Annotated in this window: 5 protein-coding genes; 1 reads left to right on the forward strand and 4 read right to left on the reverse strand. The window is 66.0% G+C overall.

The features are described from left to right. Positions 1–65: 65 nt before the first annotated feature. From AC1D1S_RS19295 to fdxA, 3 genes are all read right to left on the reverse strand, one after another. Complete coding sequence (locus AC1D1S_RS19295; protein WP_028275687.1) at positions 66–1349, reverse strand: citrate synthase; 1284 nt, start codon at positions 1347–1349, stop codon at positions 66–68. 228 nt (positions 1350–1577) lie between these two features. Beyond that, on the reverse strand, positions 1578–2726 hold the full coding sequence (gene dapC / locus AC1D1S_RS19300) for a succinyldiaminopimelate transaminase (protein ID WP_308197239.1): 1149 nt from the start codon (positions 2724–2726) through the stop codon (positions 1578–1580). A gap of 12 nt (positions 2727–2738) precedes the next feature. After that, positions 2739–3065, reverse strand: a complete 327-nt coding sequence (gene fdxA / locus AC1D1S_RS19305; RefSeq protein WP_028275689.1) for a ferredoxin — start codon at positions 3063–3065, stop codon at positions 2739–2741. 150 nt (positions 3066–3215) lie between these two features. On the opposite strand from fdxA, the gene AC1D1S_RS19310 reads away from it, so the two are divergent. Beyond that, positions 3216–3464, forward strand: coding sequence for a putative acetyltransferase (locus tag AC1D1S_RS19310; RefSeq protein WP_476995228.1), 249 nt, complete (start codon positions 3216–3218; stop codon positions 3462–3464). A gap of 552 nt (positions 3465–4016) precedes the next feature. On the opposite strand, the gene AC1D1S_RS19315 is transcribed toward AC1D1S_RS19310, so the two are convergent. Next, a partial coding sequence (locus tag AC1D1S_RS19315; RefSeq protein WP_476995229.1) for a hypothetical protein occupies positions 4017–4788 on the reverse strand: 772 nt, incomplete at its 5' end.

Below are 4788 nucleotides of genomic sequence, written 5' to 3' on the forward strand. Positions count from 1 at the left end.
CCTCAGCAAAAGGTGCGCGGCCGGCGTCGTACTATCTATCACGCGCGCCGTGGCCGGCGGGCGGGCTACAGCGAGGGGTAGTTGCGTTCCGGTTCGCCGACGTAGAGCTGGCGCGGGCGGCCGATCTTCGTGTTGGGGTCGCTGATCATCTCGCGCCACTGGGCGATCCAGCCCGGCAGGCGCCCGATGGCGAACAGCACGGTGAACATCTTCTCCGGGAAACCCATGGCCTTGTAGATCAGGCCGGTGTAGAAGTCCACGTTGGGGTAGAGCTTGCGCTGGATGAAGTAGTCATCGCCCAGGGCTTTCTCTTCAAGGCGCATGGCGATGTCGAGCAGCTCGTCGTTTCCGCCGAGCTTGCTCAGGACTTCGTGCGCCGTGGCCTTGATGATCTTGGCGCGCGGGTCGTAGTTCTTGTAGACGCGGTGCCCGAAGCCCATGAGGCGGACGCCGTCTTCCTTGTTCTTGACTTTCTCCATGTAGTCCTCGGGCTTGATGCCGTCGGCCTGGATCTGGCGCAGCATCTTCAGGACGGCCTCGTTGGCACCGCCGTGGGCGGGGCCGAAGAGGGCGTTGATGCCGGCGGAGACGGAGGCGAACAGGTTCGCGTTTGAGGAACCGACCAGGCGGACGGTCGACGTCGAACAGTTCTGCTCATGGTCGGCGTGCAGGATCAGGAGCAGGTCCAGGGCCTTGGCGATGACCGGGTCCACCTCGTACTGCTCGGCCGGCAGGCCAAAGCTCAGGCGCAGGAAGTTCTCCACCAGGTTCATCGAGTTGTCCGGGTACAGCATGGGCTGCCCGATCGACTTCTTGTGGGCGTAGGCGGCGATGACCGGCATCTTGGCCATGAGGCGGATGGTGGACACCTCCACCTGCTCGGCGTTGAACGGATCCAGCGAGTCCTGGTAGAACGTCGACAGCGCCGACACGGCCGAGGACAGCACCGGCATCGGGTGGGCGTCACGGGGGAAGCCGCTGAAGAAGCCCTTGAGCTCCTCGTGCAGCAGGGTGTGGTGGCGGATCCGCTGGTCGAAGGACTCCAGCTCGGTGGGGGTCGGCAGGTTGCCGTAGATCAGCAGGTAGGAGACTTCCAGGAAGCTCGAGTGCTGGGCCAGCTGCTCGATCGGGTAGCCGCGGTAGCGCAGGATGCCGGCGTCACCATCGATGTAGGTGATGGCCGAGGTGGTGGCCGCGGTGTTCATGAAACCGGGGTCGAAGGCGACGGCGCCGGTCTGCTTCAGCAGCTTGGAAACGTCGTAGCCTTCGTTCCCTTCTACAACCTTGATGCGCGGGAGTTCGAGTTCGCCGCCGGCATGGCGCAGGGTTGCGCTGGTGGTTTCAGTCATGGAGTCTCCTCATGAGGCATCGGGGCCTCTGTCGAAAGCTGGTCCAACATCTGGTGAAGCTGCCCGCGGATCCTGTGCGGACAGGATTTCCAAAGGCCGCGCTGCCTTCTTGTGGAAAGCCACMATTGATCGTCAGTTAAAAAGTACCTTCACTTCGCGGGTGGCACTAATCCGGGGGGCCCGCAAAAGGCCAAAAACACGCCACATGTGGTACGCGTCACAGCATTGTTACGCTTCCGGGTCCAGCCGCGAGACGGCGGCGTCGATCCTTTCGTCGCTGGCGGTCAGCGCCACCCGGATGAACCCGTTGCCGGCGTCGCCGTAGAAGACCCCGGGGCCGACGACGACTCCGCGGTCCGCGAGCCGGCCCACGGTGTCCCACGTCGCCTCGCCGGCGGTGGCCCAGAGATAAAGCCCCGCCCTCGATTCATGGATTGTCAGGCCGAAACCCTCCAGCGCGGGCACGATCCGTTCCCGCCGGCCCCGGTACAGGTCCTTCTGGGCCTGGACGTGGGCATCGTTGCCGAGGGCCACGCGCATGGCTTCCTGGACCGGATAGGGCACAATCATCCCGGCGTGCTTGCGGCTGTTGACCAGGTTTGCCATGATCACCGGATCACCGGCGACAAATGCCGCCCGGTAGCCGGCCACGTTGGACTGCTTGCTCAGCGAATAGACGGCGAGCAGGCCATCGTGGGAGCCTTCTGCGACCTGCGGATCCAGGACGCTCGGGACCGGGGCGCCGCCACGCTGGACGTCCCACTCCCCCCAGCCGAGCTCGGCGTAGCATTCATCGGACGCGACGACGGCGCCGAGCTCGCGGGTCTGCCGGACGATCCGCCGCAGCGACGCGATGTCCCGGACGCTGCCGGTGGGGTTGGCCGGTGAATTGACCCAGACCAGGCGCACGCGGGCCCGGGTGCCGGCGTCGAGCTCGTCAAGGTCGTCCGCGGCGACCTGCTCCGCGCCGGCGAAGGTGGCCCCGATGTCATAGGTGGGGTACGCAACCGTGGGCCGGACGACGACGTCGCCCGGCTTCAGGCCGAGCAGGAACGGCAGCCACGCGACGAGTTCCTTGGAACCCACCGTTGGCATCACATTCTGCGGGTCGAGCCCGGGTACGCCGCGCCGGCGCGCAAACCAGCCGGCGATGGCTTCCCGCAGGGCCGGCGTCCCGTGCACTGTGGGATAGCCGGGAGCGTCCGCGGCGGCGCGCAGTGCGTCCTGGATGAGGGCCGGCGTCGCGTCCACCGGGGTTCCGATGGAAAGGTTGACGGCTCCTGCCGGGTGCCGGGCTGCCGTGGCGAGATACGGCGCCATGGCCTCCCACGGGTAATCGGGCAGGCTCAGGCCGAAGGTGCGCACCGCAGATGTCACCGTAGCGCCGTCCTAGTTCTCTTGGTTCTGTGGCGGCAGGGCGGCGATCATGGGGTGGTCGGTGTGGGTGTTCCCAACCTTCGCGGCGCCGCCCGGGGACCCGAGTTCGTCGAAGAACTCGACGTTGGCCTTGTAGTAGTCAGCCCATTCTTCGGGGGTGTCGTCCTCGTAGTAGATCGCCTCCACGGGGCAGACCGGCTCACAGGCACCGCAGTCCACGCACTCGTCGGGGTGGATGTACAGGGAACGCTCACCCTCGTAAATGCAATCGACGGGGCACTCCTCAATACATGCCTTGTCTTTGACATCTACACACGGCTGCGCGATTACGTACGTCACGTCCCTGGCCTCTCCACGTTGGTTCCGGCGACCGGCCGGATGATTTCCAGGCCCTGAGCCGGGCTGCTGACTTCTGAGCCTATTATCTCCCAGCCTGTTCCCGCGAACCTAGCCGGACGTCACACATGCTCCGCGTCTTACGATGATCTGATGAGTTCGCCTTTGCCCTTGCCCCAGCAGTTCCTCTCCTCAGCCCCGCTCGGCACCCGCGTTGTGGTCCGGTACAGGATCGAGGGCGGCCTGACGGATGCCCTCGGCGAGCTCGTGGAACGCGCCGACGGCGTATGCACCGTCCGCACCCGCCGCTCCGACGTCCTCATTGCCCTCCCCCTTGTCGTGGCAGCCAAGGAAGTCCCGCCGCCCCCGCCTCGCCGCGCCCCACGGGTGCAGGAGCCCTGACGGGCGGTCCCGGGGTGGGCGCCTCGGTGGTTGCGCCGAGGGGACATGCCCTCCGCACCACCCGACCAGTGGACATGCCCTCCCTTGCTGGCCAACCACGCACATGCCCAGCCCCGCCCACGGCGACCAATGGACATGCCCTCCCCTGCTGGCCAACCACGCACATGCCCAGCCCGGCCCACGGCGACCAATGGACATGCCCTCCCCTGCTGGCCAACCACGCACATGCCCAGCCCCACCCCCGGCCACCAATGGACATTCCCTCTCCTTGCTGCAGGAGATGGACATTTCGGCGCCATGCTCATCGCCGCCACCCAGCGCGGGACATGTCCCGTGGTGAATCGACGGAGCAAGGGACATGTCCAGCGGTAAACCAGCAGAACAAGGGACATGTGCAGGGATAACCAACGGAACAAGGGACATGTCCAGCGGTGCATCGAAAGAGCACGGGACAATTTCCGCGGTGGCTGGGCGCGGTGCAGGATCAGAGTGCAGGACCACAGTGCCGAACCGTATCGCAAGGGCGAACGAAGCTGGACGTGGAGTCTGACTCTAGGCGGCCGCAGACAGACGGTTCAGGGCGTCGCGGACCATGGTGATGAAATCCTCGGGGTGGTCCCTCAGCAGCGGGTACGTCACAACAAGAGTCGGGATTCCCCGGCGCGTGGTGACGTTCCAACGCCGCCGGTCTTCCTCGAAGCTGGCCTTGTCCATGTGGAATCCCGCCCCGTCGGTCTCGATGCCGAGACGGCCGTCGACCATCAGGTCCAGGTGTCCCATTCCTGGAACGTTGACCTGCGACTCAACATGGAAACCGGCCCGCCGCAGCAGGAACCGGGCCAGGCACTCAATGAGCGACTGCGACTGCGGGACAATCGCCGACACGATCCGGCGCTCCCGGGTGTCGTTCCGGCCATCGAGCCGCTGACGCAACGCACCCAGCGGGAGTCCCTTCAGCACGACGGCGGATTCGGCGATGATCAGCCCGTGAGGTTCGGGTAGGCAGCGCAAGCATTGGATGACCGTGTCCAGGAGGGTCGGCGGCGCGGGCGCCCTGTGGCAGACGAAGCCCTGGTAGCTCCTGCTGTGGGTGAGGGCAACGTGCGGCTGGGCCGGGGCTTCAAGGACCCACAGCCCGCTGAAGTGTGCCGCGGTGATACACGCCGGTTCCGCCGGAAGCGAGCGTATGGCGATCAGCTGCTCGTCTGCACCGGGCAACGCATAGACGCCGCGGGCCACCCGGGACACGGTTCCCGAGGCCATCGCGGACTTGAGCTGAAAATCGGAGACCCCCGCGGCGGCAATGTATTTGGCGCGGGCTACG

The sequence above is a fragment of the Arthrobacter sp. P1_A5 genome, from assembly GCF_056406825.1.

Coding starts and splice junctions, on each gene's coding strand:
- AC1D1S_RS19310 (WP_476995228.1), top strand. CDS start 3,216: ATGAGTTCGCCTTTGCCCTTGCCCCAGCAGTTCCTCTCCTCAGCCCCG.
- AC1D1S_RS19295 (WP_028275687.1), bottom strand. CDS start 1,349: ATGACTGAAACCACCAGCGCAACCCTGCGCCATGCCGGCGGCGAACTC.